This is a genomic window from Pseudomonas sp. S32 (assembly GCF_016648095.1).
Classification (GTDB): domain Bacteria; phylum Pseudomonadota; class Gammaproteobacteria; order Pseudomonadales; family Pseudomonadaceae; genus Aquipseudomonas; species Aquipseudomonas parafulva.
This window is the reverse complement of sequence record NZ_JACVVF010000005.1, coordinates 77131-96729: the sequence shown is the minus strand read 5'-3', so window position 1 is coordinate 96729 and position 19599 is coordinate 77131. Positions and strand designations below refer to the sequence as shown.

The 19599-nt window shown below is 62.6% G+C and carries 13 protein-coding genes; 8 read left to right on the top strand and 5 right to left on the bottom strand.

All coding sequences use genetic code 11. The annotated features are described in order from the left end of the window. The first annotated feature begins 183 nt into the window (after nt 1–183). The 4 genes from IAE38_RS04470 (at nt 184) to ilvA (ending at nt 4436) form a co-directional block, all read left to right on the top strand. Nucleotides 184–885: a response regulator transcription factor gene (locus tag IAE38_RS04470; protein WP_201161655.1), complete on the top strand. Its 702-nt coding sequence runs from the start codon at nt 184–186 to the stop codon at nt 883–885. 6 nt (nt 886–891) lie between these two features. Further along, a complete protein-coding gene (locus tag IAE38_RS04465; protein ID WP_201209636.1) occupies nt 892–2187 on the top strand; it encodes an ATP-binding protein in 1296 nt (431 codons plus the stop codon). Nucleotides 2188–2261: 74 nt separating this feature from the next. Next, a complete protein-coding gene (locus IAE38_RS04460; protein ID WP_201216177.1) occupies nt 2262–2693 on the top strand; it encodes a PACE efflux transporter in 432 nt (143 codons plus the stop codon). Between the two features lie 180 nt (nt 2694–2873). Continuing rightward, on the top strand, nt 2874–4436 hold the full coding sequence (gene ilvA / locus IAE38_RS04455; RefSeq protein ID WP_201161658.1) for a threonine ammonia-lyase, biosynthetic: 1563 nt from the start codon (nt 2874–2876) through the stop codon (nt 4434–4436). Between the two features lie 33 nt (nt 4437–4469). On the opposite strand, the gene IAE38_RS04450 is transcribed toward ilvA, so the two are convergent. The 3 genes from IAE38_RS04450 to IAE38_RS04440 form a co-directional block, all read right to left on the bottom strand. Next, nucleotides 4470–5651 carry a hypothetical protein gene (locus IAE38_RS04450; RefSeq protein WP_201161659.1) on the bottom strand — a complete coding sequence of 394 codons (1182 nt, stop codon included), beginning with the start codon at nt 5649–5651 and terminating at the stop codon, nt 4470–4472. Nucleotides 5652–5709: 58 nt separating this feature from the next. Next, nucleotides 5710–7329: an NADP-dependent glyceraldehyde-3-phosphate dehydrogenase gene (locus IAE38_RS04445; protein WP_201161660.1), complete on the bottom strand. Its 1620-nt coding sequence runs from the start codon at nt 7327–7329 to the stop codon at nt 5710–5712. A gap of 147 nt (nt 7330–7476) precedes the next feature. Further along, entirely contained in the window at nt 7477–11295 is a 3819-nt protein-coding gene (locus IAE38_RS04440) for a leucine-rich repeat domain-containing protein (protein ID WP_201216175.1), read from the bottom strand. A 312-nt stretch (nt 11296–11607) separates the two neighbouring features. Here IAE38_RS04440 and IAE38_RS04435 point away from each other — a divergent pair, with 312 nt between their 5' ends. From IAE38_RS04435 to IAE38_RS04425, 3 genes are all read left to right on the top strand, one after another. Beyond that, on the top strand, nt 11608–12756 hold the full coding sequence (locus IAE38_RS04435; RefSeq protein WP_201216173.1) for a hypothetical protein: 1149 nt from the start codon (nt 11608–11610) through the stop codon (nt 12754–12756). Nucleotides 12757–12831: 75 nt separating this feature from the next. Continuing rightward, nucleotides 12832–13959: a glycosyltransferase family 61 protein gene (locus tag IAE38_RS04430; RefSeq protein WP_201216170.1), complete on the top strand. Its 1128-nt coding sequence runs from the start codon at nt 12832–12834 to the stop codon at nt 13957–13959. 216 nt (nt 13960–14175) lie between these two features. Then, nucleotides 14176–15747 (top strand): TerC family protein, encoded by a 1572-nt coding sequence (locus IAE38_RS04425; protein ID WP_201161664.1) that lies wholly within the window; start codon nt 14176–14178, stop codon nt 15745–15747. On the opposite strand, the gene rarD is transcribed toward IAE38_RS04425, so the two are convergent. After that, the gene (gene rarD / locus IAE38_RS04420) at nt 15710–16597 is read right to left on the bottom strand and encodes an EamA family transporter RarD (protein ID WP_201161665.1); all 888 of its coding nucleotides are present in this window, start codon (nt 16595–16597) and stop codon (nt 15710–15712) included. The genes IAE38_RS04425 and rarD overlap by 38 nt on opposite strands. Before the next feature lie 33 nt (nt 16598–16630). Continuing rightward, entirely contained in the window at nt 16631–18217 is a 1587-nt protein-coding gene (locus IAE38_RS04415) for an EAL domain-containing protein (protein WP_201216169.1), read from the bottom strand. A 295-nt stretch (nt 18218–18512) separates the two neighbouring features. Here IAE38_RS04415 and hppD point away from each other — a divergent pair, with 295 nt between their 5' ends. Further along, entirely contained in the window at nt 18513–19589 is a 1077-nt protein-coding gene (gene hppD / locus IAE38_RS04410; RefSeq protein WP_201161667.1) for a 4-hydroxyphenylpyruvate dioxygenase, read from the top strand. Nucleotides 19590–19599 lie beyond the last annotated feature (10 nt).

The following is a 19599-nucleotide window of genomic DNA, read 5'->3' as shown; positions in this document are numbered from 1 at the left end:
GTGAAAAAGTGTGAAGAATGATCCTGTAGGCGGGGTGGGTTCTATATTCTGCGCAGGCTTGTGCCGGTTTGGTCGCGGGTAGACCCGGCCTCACAGTCACCCATTGCCTGCGGCCTCTGTGTGAGCGGGTTTACCCGCGAAGAGGCCGGCACAGTTCCACTCCAACCCAGAACCCAAGCGCCTATGCCGAATATTTTCCTGGTCGAAGACGACAGTGCCCTGTCCGAGCTGATCGCCAGCTACCTGCAACGCAATGAATTCCAGGTACAGGTGATTGCCCGCGGCGACCATGTGCTCGACGAGTACCGTCGGCACAAACCTGACCTGGTCATCCTCGACCTGATGCTGCCGGGTATCGACGGGCTGCAGGTTTGCCGCCTGTTGCGTCAGCAGTCCCGTAACCTGCCGATCCTGATGCTTACCGCCCGTGACGACAGCCATGACCAGGTGCTGGGGTTGGAGATGGGCGCCGACGACTATGTCAACAAACCGTGCGAGCCGCGCGTGCTGCTGGCGCGGGTGCGCACCCTGCTGCGCCGCAGCAGCATCAACGAACCCCGCCTGGACCAGGATCTGATCGTTATCGGCGGCCTGCGCATCGACCTGGCCGAGCGTACGGTGACGTGGCGCGGTGAGGCGGTGGAGCTGTCCAGCGGGGAATACAACTTGCTGGTGGTGCTGGCGCGCAATGCGGGAGTGGTGCTGAACCGCGACCGCATTCTGCAGCAGTTGCGTGGCATCGAGTTCAACGGCACCGACCGCTCGGTCGACGTGGCCATCTCCAAGTTGCGGCGCAAGTTCGATGACAATGCCGGGGAAGCCCGCAAGATCAAGACCGTGTGGGGCAAAGGCTACCTGTTCAGCCGCGTCGAGTGGGAGTGCTGACCGCCCATGCTGAAAATTCTGGTGCGCCTGTACCTGGTCATCATCGTGGCGTATGCCGGCGCCTTGCTGTTCATACCCGACACCATCGTCGGGCTGTTCCAGGATCGCTTCATGGCCTACAACCTGGGGCAGACCAAGGGCGTGCAGTCGCTGATCGTGCGCCAGTTCCACCAGGTGCCCAAGGCGCAGTGGCCGGCGGTCGAGCAGGCACTGGCCGAGGATTTCGCGCCGTTGCAGGTGCAACTGCTGCGCATGAGCGATGCCGGGTTGCGGCCGGCAGAGCGTTCGCGCCTGGAGCAGGGGCTGTACGCCGTGCGGTTGGCAGACTGGGGTTATTACCAAACGGTACTGGCGCCTCTGGACAAGGACTGGCTGGTGCGTTTGCATTCGCCGCCAGACCCCTTGGACATCAACGTGCTGTCCTGGGGTGTCACGGTACTGATCGGCGCTGCCATGCTGGGTTGCCTGCTGCTGTGGGTGTGGCCGCACTGGCGCGACCTTGAGCGCCTCAAGGAAACCGCCCGGCGCCTGGGGCAGGGCAAGATGTCGGAGCGTACGCATATTTCTGCACATTCCAACATCGGTGAGCTGGCCGGGGTGTTCGACACCATGGCCGGTGACCTGGAACGCCACGTGAATCAGCAACGTGAACTGCTCAACGCCGTTTCACACGAACTGCGCACGCCCTTGACGCGCCTGGACTTCGGCCTTGTGCTGTTGTTCGATGAAGTGCCGGCGGCCAGCCGCAAGCGTCTGCTCGAACTGGTGGGCCATGTGCGGGAACTGGACGAACTGGTACTCGAGTTGCTGTCCTACAGCCGTCTGTACAATACCGACCAAGCGCGCGAGCGGGTGGAGGTGTCGCTGCTGGAACTGGTGGACAGCGTGCTTGGCAGTTTTGCCGAAGAGCTCGATGGCCGGGGCATCCAGTGGGAAGTGCGCGCCGGCAATGACATGCCGCGTTTCGTGCTCGACCCGCGGCTTACTGCGCGTGCGGTGCAAAACCTGGTGCGCAATGCCATGCGCTACTGCGACAAGCGCCTGCTGCTGCGCTTGAGCTTGGAAGAGGGGGCGTGCCTGTTGACCGTGGAGGACGACGGCATCGGTATTCCGGTGGAGGAACGCGAGCGGATCTTCCAGCCGTTCTACCGCCTGGACCGCAGCCGTGACCGCAGCACTGGCGGGTTTGGCCTGGGGTTGGCGATCAGCCGCCGGGCCATCGAGGGGCAAGGGGGAACGCTGACGGTTGCGCAATCTGCCCTGGGTGGGGCCCGGTTTACCATACGGCTGCCCGCGAGTTGAAAAAACCTGCTGCACCGCTTCTTCTAACCTTGCACTTCTTGTAGCGTTACAGGCTGTCCATCCGGGAGCTGAACATGCAAGGCAAGGCACGCAAGATCGTCCAGGTCGTGCTCTACGAGGCCATCGCCGTGGTGTGTGTAGCGCCCGCGCTGGAACTGGCGTTCGGTGCAGGCATGGCACAATCGGCCGTGCTGTCGGTGTTGATGTCTGGCATCGCCATGAGCTGGAACATGGCCTACAACTGGGCATTCGAACATTGGGAGGCGCGTCAGCCAGCGCGCGAGCGCACCTTGCTGCGTCGGCTGTTGCATGCGTTAGGCTTCGAAGGCGGGCTGGTCGTCCTTCTGCTGCCGGTGGTGGCTTACTGGCTGCAGGTAAGCCTCTGGGCGGCGCTGCTGACCAACCTGGCGTTGTTCGTGTTCTTCTTCCTATACGCGTTCTTCTTCCAGTGGGGGTTCGACAAGGTATTCGACGTGCCGCTGTCGGCCCAGCAGGCCAAGTGTTGACGTACGACCGTGGCGCGGGATAACGTCGTGCCTATGCACACCCTCCCGCACGCCTTCGCCAGCATTATTACCGCCATTATCAGCTTGGCGGGCTAGCGCGAACGTGCACGAAACCCGCCCTGGAGGCGGGTTTTTCCATCTGACTCCTGGGCACCCTGAACAACCGCCAAGGAGTTACCGATGACCAGCCTCTGCGACAGCCCTCGTCTTACCCCCACCCCCCAGCAATTGCTGTCGGAGCAGGTCAGGCGCATTCTCGCCGCGCCGGTGTATGACCTGGCCATCGAAACACCGTTGCAGGCCGCGCCGGCCTTGTCTGCCAGGCTCGGTAACCCGGTGCTGCTCAAGCGCGAAGACCTGCAACCGACCTTCTCATTCAAGATCCGCGGCGCCTACACGCGCCTGGCGCGGCTAAGTGCAGCGCAGCGCGCGCGCGGTGTGATCACGGCCTCGGCCGGCAACCATGCCCAAGGTGTGGCACTGGCCGCCTCACACCTTGGCATGACGGCGACCATCGTCATGCCGACCACCACGCCGTCGCTGAAGGTGGAGGGGGTACGCTCACGGGGTGGGCACGTGGTGTTGCACGGTGAGAGTTTCCCCCACGCACTGGCCCATGCGCTGACCCTGGCGGACCGCGGCGGCGCCACCTTCGTGCCGCCGTTCGACGACCCCGATGTGATCGCAGGGCAGGGCACCGTGGGCATGGAGATACTGCGCCAGTGCCAAGGCCCGTTGCACGCCATTTTCGTGCCGGTGGGCGGCGGTGGCCTTATCGCTGGCATCGCAGCCTATGTGAAATACCTGCGGCCGGATGTGAAGGTGATTGGTGTAGAACCGCAGGACTCGAACTGCCTGCAGGCGGCGCTGCAAGCCGGGGAGCGGGTGGTACTGCCACAGGTGGGGGCGTTTGCCGATGGCGTTGCCGTTGCCCAGGTCGGCGCCCACTGCTTCGAGCTGTGCCGGCATTTTGTCGATGAAGTACTGACGGTCGGCAACGATGCGCTGTGCGCTGCCATCAAGGATATCTACGACGATACCCGCTCCATCACAGAACCCTCCGGGGCACTGGCCGTGGCAGGTATCAAGCAGTATGTGGCCCGTGAAGGTATCCAGGGGCAGACGTTGGTGGCCGTTGACTCCGGGGCCAACGTCAATTTCGACCGCTTGCGCCACGTGGCCGAGCGTGCCGAGCTGGGTGAGCAGCGTGAAGCGATCATCGCCGTCACCATACCGGAGCAACCTGGCAGTTTCCGTAGCTTCTGCCAGGCACTGGGCAAGCGCCAGATCACCGAGTTCAACTACCGCTGCAACCCGGGCAAACCGGCGCGGTTGTTCGTGGGGGTGCAGACCCACCCGCAGCACGACCCCCGCGAGCAGCTGCTAGGCGGCCTGCGCGGGCAGGGTTATGACGTGCTTGACCTGACTGACAACGAACTGGCCAAGCTGCATGTTCGCCACACCGTGGGCGGCCATGCCGCGCCAGGCGCCCAAGAGCGTGTGCTGCGCTTCGAGTTCCCGGAGCGCCCCGGGGCGCTGCTGGCGTTTCTGGAACGGTTGGGCAAGCGTTGGAACATCAGCCTGTTCCATTACCGTAACCACGGTGCCGCCCACGCTCGTGTGTTTGCGGCACTTGAAATCCCGGAAGAGGAGCGCGGTGGCTGGCGTTCGGCGCTGGCGGAAATGGGCTACCAGTACTGGGACGAAACCGACAACCCGGCCTACAGGCTGTTTCTAGGCTGATGTAAGGGCGAAGCCAGCGCCGGGGTGGCGGCCTCAGCGCTCGCGCATGAAAAAACCGGCGACAAACTTGCGGAAGGTTTCGGGGCTCTTGAAGTCGGCATAGCGCTTGAAGTTGTCGGCGTCCGGCTCGGGGCCCATGGGCTTCTCCAGCAATGAAACCGAGAGCACACGGTCCTGGTCCGAGGTCATCACTAGTTCATCCATGACCTGGCCGCCGATAACCGGCCGGCGCATCTGCACCTTCACGCCCTTGCCGGCCATCCAGTCCACCAATGCCACCAAGGCCTTGAGCGGTTCACGCTCCTCGTCGCGGTATACGGGGAACAGATGCCTGCGTGACAGCACAGGCACGCTTGCCACGTGGATCAGCTCGTAGAACTGGCTGCCGGGCGTGGCTGGCGAATACAGCACCAGGGCCAACAGTGGGCCGCTGGTGCGTTGCCCGCCCCAGTACAGGTGGTGACCTTGGAAATCGACGCCTTCGACGCTGCGGTTGCTGAACAGCTTGCGGCCCTTGATCTGATCGATGCAGTCGAGCAGCAGGCCGTGCCGCCGGTGGTTGCCGAACACCGTGGCCTCTCGCAGCCGCGCCTTGAGCATCATCATGTGCTTCATGTCCAGGCGGGTTTCCAGGTAGTTGCTGGCCGGTACCCGTTCAAGCAAGGGATAGCGGCTTGCCACATTGCGCAACTGGGCGAATTGCCCAGTGAGGTCCTGTTTGAGGTGGGTGGCATACAGGTTCAGGCCGCTGGTTTCGATCCAGGTCAGCAACAGGGACAGCAGCCGCTGTTGCTCACGGCGGTCCGCGCTCTCGCCGCCGCTGCCTGAGGATGCTGGGCGAAAGTCGCCGATCAGGCGCAGTGGGGTATCCGGTGCCAGCCAGGCCGCCGGCTGCACAGGGGCGCTATCGCGCTCGGCCGCCTCTTGTTCGTTCTTGGTGAACGGGCACCCCGGGGCGTGCTCGGCAGTGCCGGGGTTGTTCTTGAGAAACAGCGTGCCGGTGTGGCCGTTGAGTGTGACGTTAAGCACCGGCAGCGCATCGCTGCGGCAGTCGCACGCCAGCCAGTGGTTGGCGTTACGCACGTGCATCAACAACTGGTTAGCTTGCAGCAGCCGAGGCCCGGTAAGGCTGCCGCTGGCAAACCCCTCCAGCAGCGCTTCTTCAGCAGGCGTCAGGCTACGCACCTGGGTGGCGGTCTTGTCGATGATGCGCATGCAGCAGCTCCTTGCTCAGAACCTCAAGCTTCAAGCAAAGCGCTGCTGCTTTCAACCGTCAGAAGATGTAATCGGTGGTCAGGAAGCTGGACTGCCGGTTGCGGATGATTTCGCTGATCAGCGCCTTGTTCGCGTCCTGGAAACGGGTGGCGACCAGGGTTCGAATCGAGAACACACGCAGTGCGTCGTGTACCGAAAGCGTACCTTCGGCGCTGTTCTTGCGCCCGTTGAACGGGTAGGTATCCGGGCCGCGCTGGCACTGTGCGTTGATATTGATACGCCCCACCTGGTTGGCGAAGGTATCGACCAGGCTGCCGATGGTGGCCGGGTCATTGCCAAACAGGCTCAGTTGCTGGCCGTAGTCGGAGTCCAGTACATAGTCGATGACGGTTTGCAGGTCCCGGTAGGGCACCACCGGCACCACAGGGCCGAACTGCTCCTCGTGGTACACCCGCATGCCCGCGCTTACCGGGTACAGCAGGGCCGGGTAGAAGAACGACCCACGGCTGCGCCCGCCGTGCTCGTTCAGCACCTGGGCGCCGTGCGCAGTTGCGTCGGCTACCAGCTCGTTGAGATACGCCACCTTGCCCGGCTCAGGCAACGGCGTCAGCGCCACGCCCGGTTCCCACGGCATGCCGGCCTTGAGGTCGGCCAGCTTGCGCTTGAATTTATCCAGAAAGGCCTCGGCCACGTCCTCATGCACGAACAGTATTTTCAGCGCGGTGCAGCGCTGACCATTGAATGACAGGGCACCGGTAACGGCTTCTTCCACCGCATTGTCGAGGTCGACCTGAGGCAGCACGATGCCGGGGTTCTTGGCGTCCAGCCCCAATGCCGCGCGCAGGCGATGGGGCCGTGGGTGCAGCTTCTTCAGGTCGCTGGCCGCCTTGTGGGTGCCGATGAACGCGAACACGTCGATCTTGCCGCTGGCCATCAGCGCACTCACCGTTTCCCGGCCACGGCCGTAGATCACGTTGATCACCCCTGGCGGGAAGCTGTCGCGGAACGCCTCCAGGAGCGGGCGGATCAGCAGCACACCAAACTTGGCTGGCTTGAACACTACCGTGTTGCCCATGATCAGCGCCGGGATGAGCGTTGTGAAAGTTTCGTTCAAGGGGTAGTTGTAAGGCCCCATGCACAACGCTACGCCCAGCGGCGCCCGGCGAATCTGGCCCAGCGTGCCCTGTTCCAGTTCGAAGCGGCTGGAGCGGCGGTCGAGGTCCTTGAGGGCATTGATGGTGTCGACGATGTAGTCGCAGGTGCGGTCGAACTCCTTCTCGGAGTCCTTGAGGTTCTTGCCGATTTCCCACATCAGCAACTTGACCACGGCCTGGCGCTGTTCGCGCATGCGCGCAAGGAACGCTTCGACATGCTGGATACGCTCGGCCACGCGCATGTTCGGCCACTTGCCGCGACCCTTGTCGTAGGCATGGACGGCGGCGTCCAGGGCGGTAAGTGCGGTATCGGCATCCAGCAGGGGGGCGCTGCCCAGCATCACCTGGCGCTCTTGGCTGCCTTCCTTGAGCCACACCGGGCTGTAGACGGTGTTCAAGGGGCCGTCCCAGCGCCTCAGCTCACCGCCGACCAGGTAGTCCCGTTGTTCCAGTGGGGCACCCAGCCGCCAAGCGTCCGGTATGTCCTCCAGGCGGGGGAAGAGTGAATCGAGCAGACGTTCCATGGTTGCTGCACCTCATGTTTGTGACGGCGTTGCGTACGCCAGGTGAAACGATTCACTTCGAGCATGCGCTGGCTGGCGAAAAAAAACCAGTGTGGCCCAACTTGGAGCATTGTGCCTGCGGGGCGAGCGCCCCGCAGCGCCGGGGTGTTACAGCGGCAAGTTGAACAGATCGATTGCGGGGCGGCCCAGCCACTGCTCGCGCAGCGCAGGGTGGGTGTCGATCAGGGTAAGTCTGCGCCAGAATTCGGCGTGCGATTGCTGCGGGTGTGAAAGAAACGGCTCGGTGTCGAGCAATGCCCGCAGGTCGCGGCGGTATTGCAGCGGCAGACGTTGCCACACCGCCGACTCGGCGGGGCCGGTGCCGTCGAAGAAGTCCAGATAATCGCTTTCGCAGACCATCAGGTCGACATGGTGAGACGCATTGTAAGCCTCGATCTGCGCCACCACGGGCGCGCTCAACCACTCGCTTTCCAGGCGCAGGGTATCGGCAATATGAGTCGGCAGTTCGAAGCCTTCAGGTAATTGCGCCAACTGGTTGTCCGACAGGTCCAGTACGAAGGGTTCGATCATCTGTTCCAGGCCGCGAGGCAGGTCAGTCAGCGCACACCCTGAAAGGAACAGTGTCTTGAGCTCCGGGTGCAGGCGCAGGTCGGGTGCGCGCAGCAGTGGGTTGTCGGTGAGGTCGAGCACGGTCAAGCCGGTGTAGCGCTGGAAGGTCTGCTGGCATAGGTCGTCCCAGGTTACCCGATTGCTGTCCAGGTCCAGCCAGCGCAACGCTTCAGGGTGCGTTACCAGGGGGAGATGGTCGAACCGGCAGTCTGTGAGCAGCAGCCGCGTGAGGTTGGGGAAGTGCTGGCAGAACACAGTGGGCAGGTGCTTGAGGGAGCGGTTGCCGCTTAACGACAGGTGCTCGATATGCGTGAAGCCTTCGCCCAGCGGCATGCTTGCCAGGTCATCGTGCTGGAGGTCCAGCTTTGACAGATCGAGGCTGAAGAGCCTGCCTCCGCCTTCGAGCGGCAGGCGTGTCATGCGTCGCCAGGCGTTGATGAGCGGCTGGACCGCCAAGTGCCGTTGATGGGGGCGGAGGGGGTTGGGGCGTGCCCATTCGGCCAGCTCGGCACGCAGGGCCACCAGCCGCGCTTGCAGCGCGCGCAAGCGTTCACTGGTAGAGCGCATATCGTCGAGGTCGTCATCTTCCTGGTCTTCGCTCAACCAATCGGCGATCTCGGCATCGGTGGCCTCGGGGTAGATTCGCCGGAAGGCCGCCGCCAGTGAGTGGGTTTGGCGGGGGGCCGGCGGCAGCGGGTCGAGGGGGCGCCCACCGCGCAACCACCCCTGAGGCACGGCGGGTTGCCGGGGCACCCTGCCCAGCCGTCGCAGCAGGTCTGCGCGGTGCTCGCTGGCCCAGGCCAGTACCGTCTGGCGCAATGCATGGGGGTTGCCTTGCTTGATGCCCAAGCGGGCGTGCAGCGAGCGCGGCAGGGCCTGTTCGATCGCTTGGCAGAGGTCACGGCCCTGCGGCATGGGGGCCGGGCGCTCGCCCAGGTAGGCCTCATAGCCCTCGGTGGATTTGATTACTCGAGCCAGAGTGGTGGCGTTGCCGCTGCCGACGGCGTCCAGCACAGGGCCCTGCGGCCCCCCCGCGCGCAGCTCCAGGCGCAGGTCAGCCGGCCACGCGGGCAGGGCATCCAGTGCGCTGAACAACAGCCGTTCGCTGTCCGCGCTGGCCCGCGCGGGCAGCAGCACGCCCTCGAGGCCACGCACCAGCGGGAGCTCACTGTGCACGTCTGCGACCTGCTGCCGGATAGCCGCCGGGAGCGTCTGAGCCTGCTCCCAGGCCGCCCGCTCAGCCGGCTCCAAGGGTTTCAGCAGACGCCTGGCCAGGGCCGGAGAAAGCCTGGGGTAAGCTGCCAGCAACGGTTCGCAGGCTAGGTCATTTGCCGACAAGCCGTTGTAGCGTTGGTCAAACAGCCCAGGTTGGGCATCGGCGCCCAAGGCCTTTACCTCGCCTTCGATCTGCATGCGCTGCAGCACATCCAGCAGTAGCGCGGGCGCCGGCTGGCCCAGAAGGTGTACCCGGCGCAGGTGCTCAGCATCGACACCGCACAGGTTGCAGGCTTGTTCAACCTGTTCGGCAGTCAACCCTGTGAGCGGCTCACCCAGCCTGTGCACCAGCGTGGTCAACGACCAGTCGCCAGGTTGTTCGTGCTGACCGCGCCAGGCGCCTTGACGGTTATGTTCAAGCGGCGGCTGCCAGGCCTCAGGCGTTTCGGGGTGGATGATGCGCCACTGCTGGGTCTGCGGGTCCAGCTGCTGTTCGTAAAGGTGCCCGTCCATACGGAAGAAGTAGCGCCCCTCATGCAGGTACTGGCCCTGGGGGTTGGCCTGCAACCCAGCGGGCAGCTCGACAGCGCTGCGATAGGGTGCCAGGTCCTGGTTCCACAGTTTGTAAGTGCCGTCGGCAGTGCGTATTTCCTGGAGGTTGGCCATCAGTGGCCCGTTGAACAGCTTTGGCAAGGCGTGAACTGCCGCCCCCAACCCACCCAGCAATGCCAGGTTCACGCCCAGGTTCTCCAGGTGCTGGAGCGCCTGGTGACGGTCCCCAGCTTCCCAGGCTTCATACCCCTCGAACGCCTCGCCCAGCAGTTGGCAAGCCGTTACGGCCATCATGGCGGTGCCCACCACCGGTATGAAAAAGCCAGCAACGTTGAGCAGGTCCAGGCCAATGGCTTCCCACTCCTGCAAGCGCCGCGCCCGAGCGCTGGCATCGGCATCTGCGGTGGGCACGGCCAGCAGCCTGGCTTCATGCTTCATACGCGCCAGCTGTTGGTCACAGCCGAAGCCGAATGGATCCGTTTCGATGCGCTGACGAGTCGGCCGCAGGTCGGCATCGGCAGCACGCTGCCACGTCGCGTTCTGGGTGCTTACGCCAGTGGCGTCGAGGTTCTGTTGCAGCACGTCAAGAAAGTGCCCGCGGGCATCGCGCACTACATAAGCGATGAAAGCGCTGCGCGCATCCGGCTCCAGTAGCAGCGTTGCCAGTGCTTCGTGCACGGCCTGCAGGTCATTGCACTGGCGTAGGGCAGGGGTGTGGTTGGGCAGGAACAGGCCCAACCCGTCGCGCCCCAAGTCGATCAACATCACCTCGTGCAGCGTGACCCCGAACAGCGCCAGCTGCCAGCATTGTACCGGCCCACCCGCCAGCAGCCGGGTCACGGTGTCGACGCTGTCGCCGCTCAGCAGATGTCGCATATGGGCCAGGCCGGCCGCCAGGCGCAGGCGTGCTCTGAACACTTCGGCCATCAATGCCCTGACCTGGGGCTGGCCGAAGGAGTGCTGCAGGTGCGCCTGATAGGCGCCGCCCAGGTCCTGTTCACGGCAATGGGCGGCGAAGGTTTCCGGTGCAAGGGGCAGGGGCTGTACCTGGTAGCGCTCGGAGTCCAGCATGAAGTGGGCGGCAGGCGTCTGCATACCGATGATCGCCGACCCCCGCACGCGAATGGGTGTGACCTGGATGTCCGTGCTCAAGGCCAGGGCGCTTGGCGGTGTGAAGGTTTCGTCATCGGCAAAATTCTGCAGTGCTGCCTGCAGCAGGCTGTCGCGCCGGTGGCTGAACAGGTAACGCAGGCCCACCCAGTGCCAGCGGCGTTCCACCCGTAGCAGCTCACAGTGCTCGAGCGGTGCTTGCAGCCCTTGGCGGGCAAGGTAGGTCTGCAGGGCAGGCTGTGCGAATTCCACCACCTGCTTGACGCCCCGAAGTGACCGGGCCAATGCTGCCTGGGCCATCAGCAACCGCCGATGGCTGGCGTTCACCACCTCCCGCAGGTCCGGGCTGGCATTGTTGAACCAGTCGCTGTGTTGCCAGGGGGCCAGTTGGCTTTTGTGCAAGGCAGCCCACTGGTCGGGGGTAGTGTGCTGGGCCCAGGCCGGTAACTGCCGTTCGCCTTGCAGGTGAGATAAAGACATGGGTTAGCTCCTTCATGAGAAGGAGGCATCAAACGGTATTTATCGGCCACCAAGTGGTAATCGGGTATTGCCGGGCCTATAGCCAATAGCCGATATAACACGGTCGTTGGGCAGGAAATTTGGCGCCATTAAACTTCTTGGGCTGCGGCAACAACTTTGCTTGCCAAAGTGTTTATCCGCATCTTAAATTGTTTCTACAGGTGATGATAAATAGCCATTACCGCTTTATTAATCAATGGTTTAGATGCTTAAAGCGGATTGTTCTCTTTTTCCGATAGGCCGCAGGGCACCCCACAGGACCTCGAAGAAGAAATGAAAAAGACGTTGACGGCTGTAGCGCGTCGCCATTTATCACCCTCCCTGCGCTACGACTTGCGGCTGTGGGCCAGTAAAGCTGGCGAGGTAGTGGCGCGCGCCTGTTTCTGGCGCTGGGAGATGAGCCGGTTCCGCCTGCAGCCTACCAGCCCGTACGAAATTCTCTACATTGGGCGCAAGCAGCAACGTGAGATGGCCAAATTGTTGATAGGCGGCAAAGGCCACGTGGCGCGAGCCGTGGATGGCACCCCCCAGCGCGATGCCGGGCAGGTGGTAGTGGTCAGCGAAATGCCGACAGCGGGTGCCTTGTCAGTGCCGCATTACCTCAGCGCAGTGGTGCCACTCGGGCGGGCGCTGGAAGATATTACTGCGCGCTACGACAGCGAGCTGCGGCGCAGCATTCGCAAACATCGCCCGTTGTATGCAATGCGCCAGGCTGCAACGGATGAGGAAATCTCCATGGCGGACCGCGAACTGTTGCGGCCGTACGCCACGGCGCGGCAGGGCATTCATGCGGCGCAGTTTCCCACCGAAGAGGTGTTTCGGATCGCCAAGACGGTCGGCAGGCTCGACCTGATCACCTTGGGTGACGAGGTAATTGGCTGCCACCTGGGGTGCGAAGTGGTGCGCGACGGCAAACGGTATTGGAGTACGCTGCGGTTCGGCTATTGCGAAGCGGTTTTCTCCGACGCCAAGCGGTTGCGCGAAGTGAACTCGATCACTACCTTCATGGCCCTTGAATGGGCGTTGGCCCAGGGCTTTGATTATTACGACATCGGCCTTTGCCTGGCGCGACCAGACGATGGGTTGTTGAAGTGGAAGCGCCGTCGTGGCGGTGATGTCGATTCATTGGGCAACCACGCCTACCTGTTTGTACGCCTGCCCAAAAAAGGTACCGCAGACTTCCTGTGGGAAACGCCCCTGTTCGCGGTGGAGGGGAACAAGTTGACCCTGCATCTGGGCCTGCCCACTGGCGCCAGCGCCGAGCAGGTTGCCAGCCGCTACCACGAGATGGTGTTCGGCGGCCTGCACAAGATTTACCTGTACGGCCGCGAAGAAGCCGTACAGGGCCTGGAGCAGGCCCTGCAGAACCGTTATGCCAATCTGCAAAGCAGCCCTGTGATGCAAAGGGTGCTGTGTAATTGAACTCACGCCACCAGGCAGCACAATGAATCTGGGTGCTGCGGCGGTTCCTGAACTGTTCCGCTTCGGAGATGCTTCATGGCAGGCGACCTATCGCAGCACGATGCAGTGCCGGTAACCCGGCATGCTGGTTGGACTCTTGCTGCCTACCGGTACATGGCGCGCAAACGGTTGAGCCAAGCCCAGCCCCTGGATATCAAGGCGGTTGCCGCGAAACACTGGGACATCGCACCGGCTGAAACAACAGTGTCGCCACCGGCGCTGTTTTTGCCCGGCCAGCTTGAACGGGTGACCGGCTGGGAAGGCAAGCGTTTCTATCCCTATGTGCACCCGGCCAGGACCATGCAGGGCGGCATCGAAACAGAGCAGGGGCCAACCCGTGGCTATTTGTTGAAAGATGTCTGGCTGGTGGACGGGGCGTTATATAAAGGCCGGGCCAGCCACTGGCTGTCACTCAAGCCCTCGACGTTTCCCACTATCAGGGTAGAGCATGAACTGGACCGGGCAGCCATCTACTGCACGCAAAATGGCAACACCTGGTTCGGCACCTGGTTGATGGAGGATTGCCCCACCTATGCCCTGGCCTGCGATGAAGGCGTACCGGTCACCACCGCGCCGTCCACCCGTTACCCCTTGTTCACCCAGACGTTGGCGTACGAACACTGGCTGGGCATGCAACCTGCCCGCTTGCGCAGCGCGTTTTTCCGCGAACTGGTTCTTTTCGACGACCAGAGCAACAACCACAACCGCCACGCCCGGTACCGCGCCATGGGCGACAAACTGCTCGCCCACGTGCCGCACACGCCACACCCTGGGGTTTTTCTGCTCAGGGGTGGTGATGGCGAACGGCGGATGTTGCGCAACGAACTGGAAATCGCCGAGCACCTGCGCGCCACTCGCGGTTTCCGTATCGTCAACCCGCTGCAATGCGACGTGCCAGGTATCGTCGCCGCGTGCGCAGGTGCGCAAGTTGTCATCGGCGTTGAAGGCAGCCAGTTGGTTCACGGCGTGAATGTATTGCAGGCCGGCGGTTGCGTGCTGGCCTTGCAGCCGCCGAACCGTTTTGTCAGCTACTACAAGTACCTGACCGACCGTGATCATCAGTATTTCAGTTTTGTAGTGGGTACACCTGATGGAGACGGGTTCACCATTGACATCGATGAAGTCGAGCGCACGCTCGACCTGTATCAGGCGCGCAGGGTGTAGTATCGCGGCACGCGAGGGTAGAGCCTGCCTTGGCATCAGTTGCTAAAGGTTTGTAATAGTTTTGCGCTAACTGAAAAACCTGCTGTGCTTGTAGGATTATTTTCCCTAATTGTTATCCAGGTCATCAATGAGCACCTTCGTGGCGCCCCACACTCTCCGGCCTTCCTGGCCCTGCTTTACCTTTTCTGTTGCCCTTTCCCACGTGAGTATCCGCTAATGGAATGGCTTGCCGATCCCACGGCCTGGCTAGGCCTGCTGACGCTTATCGTGCTTGAACTGGTACTGGGTATCGATAACCTGGTGTTCATTGCCATCCTGGCAGACAAGCTGCCCCCTCATCAGCGCGATCGCGCGCGGGTCATTGGCCTGAGCCTGGCCCTGATCATGCGCCTGGGCCTGCTGGCCAGTATTTCCTGGATGGTCACCCTCACGGCGCCGTTGTTCGAAGTGTTCGACAAGAGCTTCTCGGGCCGTGACCTGATCATGCTGTTCGGTGGTGTGTTTCTGTTGTTCAAGGCCACCATGGAACTGCACGAGCGGCTGGAGGGCCATGTGACCCAGGCCAGCGGGGCTGCCCGGCATTCGGCTTTCTGGCCGATCGTCGCGCAGATCGTGGTGCTCGATGCGGTGTTCTCGCTCGATGCTGTGATCACGGCGGTGGGTATGGTGGAACACCTGTCGGTGATGATGATCGCGGTGATCTTCTCGATCGGCATCATGATCGTCGCCAGCAAGCCGCTGACACGCTTCGTCAACGCGCACCCCACGGTGATCATGCTGTGCCTGGGCTTCCTGATGATGATCGGTTTCAGCCTGACCGCCGAGGGCCTGGGGTTCCACATTCCCAAAGGCTACCTGTACGCGGCCATTGGCTTCTCGATCCTGATCGAACTGTTCAACCAGTTGGCCCGGGCCCGCCGCAAGCGCAGCCTGCAACAGCACCGGCCGCTGCGTGAGCGTACCGCGCACGCCGTGCTGCGCCTGTTGGGCGGGCGCCGCGTGGAAGCGGACGAAGTGGGTGAGGAAATCGCCGACCTGATCGAGGGCGGCGAGGAGCAGGTGCTGTTCGACCGCCGCGAGCGGGTGATGATCAGCGGGGTACTGAACCTGGCTGAACGCCCCATTCGCACGGTGATGACGGCACGTGCCGAAGTCGACCTGCTCGACCTGGCCCAGCCGGCTGACGCCATTACCCGCGCGTTGGTCCATTCGCCTTACTCGCGCCTGCCGTTGATCCGCGATGGCCGGGTGGACGAACCGCTGGGCTTTGTGCACAAGAAGGAGCTGCTCAAAGAGTTGCTGTCTGGTAGCCAGCCGGATCTGGAAGGGCTGGTGCGGGCGCCGTTGAACCTGCTGGAGAGCTTCAGCATCCTCAACGCGCTGGAGCAGATGCGTGGCAAGTCCACTCACATCGCGTTCGTGGTCAACGAGTTCGGTGACTTCACCGGCCTGCTGACCATGACCGATATCCTCGAATCCATCGCTGGCGAGTTGCCGGACGCCAGCGAAGTCGAAGGCCCGGGCTTTGTCCAGGACGGTCAGGGTTTTGTGATCAGCGGTGCAATGAACCTCAGCCAGGTCCACGCCCGCACCGGCTTCAGCGCCCGGGCCACCGAGGACTACCAGACCCTGGCGGGGCTGGTCATGAGCTTGCTGGACCGCCTGCCCATGGTCGGCGACCGCCTGGCATGGAACGGCTGGACGCTGGTGGTCGAAGCCGTGGAAGAGCGGCGGGTACGTCAGGTACGGCTCATACCGAGCGACGACGCTGACGCATCAGGTGCTTGAAGCCTTCAAGCACCAGCACCAGCACCGCCGCCCAGACGGGCAGGTAGGTGAGCCACTGGTCCGGGCCGATGGTTTCACCCAGCAGCAAGGCTACGCCCACCAGCAACACGGGCTCGACGTAGCTGAGCAGGCCGAACAGGCTGAACGGCAGTAGCCGGCTGGCCAGTACGTAGGCGATCAGGGCCGAGGCGCTGATCGCGCCAAGTACCGGAATGAGCAGGTACAGGCCCGGGTGAGCCTGCATGTCGGCACTCGACAGCGGCCCCTGGGCAACGAAGTACAGCGCCCAGGGCAGCAGCAGGCACATGTCGCACCACAGCCCACCCAAGTGGTCGGTGCGGCAGCGGCGGCGCAGCACGAAGTAGATGGGGTAGCCGATGACCACAACCAGGGTTTCCCAGGCGAAACTGCCGTGCTGGTAAAACTCGTGTACCACGCCGAGCGCGGCGCAGCCCACCGCTATTTTCTGCAGCCGCGACAGTTGTTCGCCGTACACCATGCGCCCTGTCAGCACCATGGCCAGCGGCAGCATGAAGTAACCCATCGACACCTCCAGGCTGCGCCCGTGCAGCGGTGCCCAGAGAAACAACCATAGCTGCACGCCCATCAGCCAGGACGTGCCCAGCATGCCCAGCAGCAACACAGGTGTGCGCCGCACGCGGCCGAGCAACTCGCCCACCCTGGCCCAGTCGCGGGAAATCAGCATGAACAGGGTAAGGCATGGCAGCGTCAACAGGGTGCGCCAGCCGAAGATCTCCTCACCATCCAACGGCTTGAGCAGGGACGTATAGAAGTACATCACGGCAAACAAGCAGGATGCCATGACCGATGAAACAATTCCTTTTGACACGAGTGCCTCGAATACAGGATGGGAGCGGTGGAATCAGCCGCGCATGATCTCAGGGGCCGCGCCTTGCGGCAACCGGGTGGGGCCAGGTTGTGCGGCCAGGGCTTCCAGAAACTGGTCGGCGGGCATGGGCCTGGCGAACAGATAGCCTTGCTGAAAGTGCGCGCCATGGCGCGCCAGATAGTCACGCTGCGCGGGGGTTTCCACGCCTTCAGCCACGATACCCAGCCCCAGCTTGGCCGAGAGCTCGATGATGCTGTCCAGAATGTGCACCGACAGTGCGTCACCGCCGATCAACGCCACGAAGCTGCGGTCGATCTTCAGGTAGTCGACCTTGAATTGGCGCAGGTAGTTGAGGCTGGACTGGCCGGTGCCGAAGTCATCCAGGGCAATCATCACGCCCATGTCGTGCAGCTTCTCGAACAGTTCCAGGGTGGCGGGGGTAGGCTCGATCAGCTTGCGCTCGGTCAGTTCCAGCGTCAGGGTCACTCGACCAGGCGGAAAATGTTGCAGGAATGTGCGGCAGTCCTCCACCAGGCCAAGGTCGCGGCAGTGATCGGCGGTGATGTTCACGCCGATATGGAAGTCGTCCTCCATGAGCCCGGCATAAGGGGCCAGGCCTTGCGCCGTGTGCATCATCAGCGCCCGCGTCATGGCCACGATCTGGCCACTGTGTTCAGCGTAAGGAATGAACAGATCAGGGCTCACCAGCCCCTCCTGCGGGTGGTTCCAGCGCATGAGTACTTCAACCCCGGCCCATCGGTAGTCCCCTTGGCGTACCACTGGCTGGAAGTAGGGCACGAACTCATCGGCCTCCAGCGCCCTGCGCAGTTCGGCCCGTGGTGAGTTGGCCCGGCGGATCTGCCAGTGGCAGGCAAGGCCGGCACCTACGCCAAACACCAACAGCAGCCCGAGCAGGGCCAGGTAGTGGCTGCGCAACAGACGGCCCTGTTGATCGGCGGGGTAACCCCCTGCCACGCTGAACGGGTAGCGAGCCGAGCCCAGCACCACGTAGGCCTTGGCCGCAGGTGCAGGGGCGCCCCGGTGGACTGCGCCGTCCTGGCCCATCCACGCATCGCCCACGCGCAGGATCAGGGCCTGGTCCGGGCCAATCAGGCGCAATACCGTGAGCAGGTGCTCACCATCGACGGTGCTGATGACGCCTTGGTCACCATCGCTTGCGCGGTACAGCAGCAACGGATGGTTGGGCGTTACCGAATTGCCGGTCATCAGCCACAATTGGCCGTCGGCGTAATCGTCAGGGTTGACGCGTTCGTCGTAGTCCCCGAGCAATGATGTGCAATACAGCCGGTTGTAGCGGAACAGGTTGGTGGAGCGCACGTAAGCGTTGCGGGTTACTTCGGCGCGCAAGCGCAACTGCGCTTGTGAACATGGGGTGCTGGCCAGGGGCAGAAGTGTATGGGCAGCGCTCGACAGGCTGTCGAGGATACGCTCGATGTGCACCATGGCCTGTTGAGTGGTGGCTTGGCTGCTGGCCTGCATCTCGCGCTCGACCTGCCAGCTCATCACCGCGAACCCGCACAAGGCCGGCAACGCCCCTACGAACCAAGGTAACAACGAACGCCAGCCGAAGCCTGGCCGGGTTTTTCGGGTGAGGGGCATGCTCTGGCCTATCCGCGCGGCAGTCTCAAGAGCATAGCCTTGGTCTGCCTGGCTGAGGAACCAGATGGCGACAAAAGATTTTACGCTGTGTAGAATCGATTTACGAAAAGAACAATAAATCCTTCCACACCGGAAGGATCAAGCCCCCCGGAATGTGTCGCTATGTCAGACCATGGGTTCAGATTGATCATCGGTGATTTCCTCGCCCGCAGCGTGCGGGGCATCCCGTGCTCACCGCCTTTTCATTCCACATCACTGGCAATTAATACTTTTCGCTGCAGATGAGGACACGAACATGGCTGATATCTTCGAAAACCCGATGGGCCTGATGGGCTTTGAGTTCATCGAGCTGGCATCCCCGACCCCCGGCCTGCTTGAGCCGGTTTTCCAGATGCTGGGCTTTACCAAGGTCGCGACCCACCGCTCCAAGGATGTGCACCTGTACCGCCAGGGCGACATCAATCTCATTTTGAATAATGAGCCCAAGAGTGTTGCATCGTATTTTGCCGCCGAGCACGGCCCATCGGTGTGTGGCATGGCGTTCCGGGTTCGCAATGCGCACCAGGCCTATGCCCGCGCGCTGGAACTGGGTGCGCAGCCGGTCGAAATCGAAACCGGCCCTATGGAGCTGCGCCTGCCTGCCATCAAAGGCATTGGCGGGGCGCCGTTGTACCTGATCGATCGTTTCGAAGAAGGCAGCTCGATCTATGACATCGATTTCAACTTCATCGAAGGAGTCGACCGCCACCCTGCGGGGGCGGGCCTGAAGATCATCGACCACCTGACCCACAACGTTTACCGCGGGCGTATGGCCTATTGGGCAGGCTTCTACGAGAAGCTGTTCAACTTCCGCGAAATTCGCTACTTCGACATCAAGGGCGAATACACCGGCCTCACATCCCGCGCGATGACGGCGCCTGATGGCATGATCCGCATTCCGCTCAACGAGGAATCGTCCAAGGGCGCCGGGCAGATTGAAGAGTTCCTGATGCAATTCAACGGTGAAGGCATCCAGCACGTCGCATTTCTCACCGACGACCTACTCAAGACATGGGATGCCTTGAAAGGCTTCGGCATGCGCTTCATGACAGCCCCTCCGCAGACTTACTACGAAATGCTGCAAGAGCGCCTGCCTGGGCATGGTGAACCGGTGGATCAGTTGCAGGCGCGCGGTATTCTGCTCGATGGGGCCGCAGAGTCTGGCGACAAGCGCCTGCTGCTGCAGATTTTCTCCGAAACGCTGCTGGGCCCGGTGTTTTTCGAGTTTATCCAGCGCAAAGGCGACGACGGCTTCGGTGAGGGCAATTTCAAGGCACTGTTCGAGTCCATCGAGCGTGATCAAGTGCGCCGAGGTGTATTGAGCACTGACTGACCAGGGCCGG

Bases quoted from the DNA above. Each gene is read 5' to 3' on its own strand.
- IAE38_RS04470 (WP_201161655.1), top strand. From the start codon at position 184: ATGCCGAATATTTTCCTGGTCGAAGACGACAGTGCCCTGTCCGAGCTG.
- IAE38_RS04430 (WP_201216170.1), top strand. From the start codon at position 12,832: ATGGCAGGCGACCTATCGCAGCACGATGCAGTGCCGGTAACCCGGCAT.
- hppD (WP_201161667.1), top strand. From the start codon at position 18,513: ATGGCTGATATCTTCGAAAACCCGATGGGCCTGATGGGCTTTGAGTTC.
- IAE38_RS04445 (WP_201161660.1), bottom strand. From the start codon at position 7,329: ATGGAACGTCTGCTCGATTCACTCTTCCCCCGCCTGGAGGACATACCG.
- IAE38_RS04425 (WP_201161664.1), top strand. From the start codon at position 14,176: ATGGAATGGCTTGCCGATCCCACGGCCTGGCTAGGCCTGCTGACGCTT.
- IAE38_RS04440 (WP_201216175.1), bottom strand. From the start codon at position 11,295: ATGTCTTTATCTCACCTGCAAGGCGAACGGCAGTTACCGGCCTGGGCC.
- IAE38_RS04465 (WP_201209636.1), top strand. From the start codon at position 892: ATGCTGAAAATTCTGGTGCGCCTGTACCTGGTCATCATCGTGGCGTAT.
- ilvA (WP_201161658.1), top strand. From the start codon at position 2,874: ATGACCAGCCTCTGCGACAGCCCTCGTCTTACCCCCACCCCCCAGCAA.
- IAE38_RS04460 (WP_201216177.1), top strand. From the start codon at position 2,262: ATGCAAGGCAAGGCACGCAAGATCGTCCAGGTCGTGCTCTACGAGGCC.
- IAE38_RS04415 (WP_201216169.1), bottom strand. From the start codon at position 18,217: ATGCCCCTCACCCGAAAAACCCGGCCAGGCTTCGGCTGGCGTTCGTTG.
- IAE38_RS04435 (WP_201216173.1), top strand. From the start codon at position 11,608: ATGAAAAAGACGTTGACGGCTGTAGCGCGTCGCCATTTATCACCCTCC.
- IAE38_RS04450 (WP_201161659.1), bottom strand. From the start codon at position 5,651: ATGCGCATCATCGACAAGACCGCCACCCAGGTGCGTAGCCTGACGCCT.